Annotated in this window: 2 protein-coding genes; both read left to right on the forward strand. The window is 45.2% G+C overall.

The window, feature by feature from the left end; genetic code table 11:
* The coding region (locus F6K38_RS42750; protein WP_287296513.1) for a carbohydrate porin at nt 1–152 on the forward strand (152 nt) is incomplete at its 5' end.
* 257 nt (nt 153–409) lie between these two features.
* Nucleotides 410–1,000, forward strand: a complete 591-nt coding sequence (locus F6K38_RS42755) for a hypothetical protein (protein ID WP_008184755.1) — start codon at nt 410–412, stop codon at nt 998–1,000.
* Nucleotides 1,001–1,120: the final 120 nt, after the last annotated feature.

Below are 1,120 nucleotides of genomic sequence, written 5' to 3' on the forward strand. Positions count from 1 at the left end.
ATACTTCTTACCTAATTGAAGCACAGTACAAATTCCCCATCACCAACAACATCATGATTACTCCAGGAGCCTACGTGATTTTCAATCCTAATCACGATGATGACAATGATACGATTTGGGTTGGAGCGATTCGTACCACCTTTAGATTCTAGGGAAACATTCTAGGTGTTGCTATCAGCTATTAGCTGTCAGTTATCAGTAGATATTGTGTAGGGTGCGTTAGGGACCTGCTAGCCATCATTTTCACGGTCGTCAGGGTTGGGATAGCTTGTCCCGTAACGCACCACTAGCTCTAAAAGCCATGTTGCTTTAGTAACAAAAACCCTGACTTCTTTTCGAGGTCGGGGTTTTTCTGCTTCGGTATCAAAATGCTAAAATTTACCCAAGATTCAGGTAATAGGTGCTCTCTATGAATGTTATTAAAATAGGGTCATTTCTATCACTGGGCATTATATTCGCACTAACCGGCAATGGGGTTAATGCCCTGCCTGGTCAGAGAACTGATCAAGTTGCTGCATGGATTAACGGTCACCCCACTCTACGACCTGGTATTGGAGATGGATTACTAGTGCGCAAGAGTGATACGGCTGGGGAACGATTTACCTTTCAAGCCACGGTCTTGCCTCCTGGTACCATCTCTTATCCAAAAGACCGGAGTACAATTCGCAGTGAACGCATTGCTATCCATGACCAAGTTAATGGGGTAACCCTCGAACGCCTGGAGGAATCCCTGCGCACTGTCTATGGTCCAAAGATTTATCGAGATTACAATAGCGCTCAGTTTGTATATACCTATCCCTCTCGAGAAATCTTAGAGTTATCACGGCGACAAAACCTACCACTGTGGTCAGCTGAACAGGGTCAACTCTTGTTAGGAGAACAATACGGCTATTGGATAGAAATAACTCAAAATGATACCGGCAAGGCTTTCATTGGGCAACTTACGGTTTTCCTGAAAGAGGATTTAGGCAAACTAGAAACAGAATTACGGGCACGGTAGGTGAGTATTAATAAGAAGGGAGTCGGGAGTCGGGAATCGGAACCCACCCCTAACCCCTCCCAGGAGGGGAACGGGAATCGGGAATCGGGAGTTTGGGAAGCATTATTACTATAAGAACCC

Source organism: Moorena sp. SIO3B2 (assembly GCF_010692525.1).
Taxonomy (GTDB): domain Bacteria; phylum Cyanobacteriota; class Cyanobacteriia; order Cyanobacteriales; family Coleofasciculaceae; genus Moorena; species Moorena producens.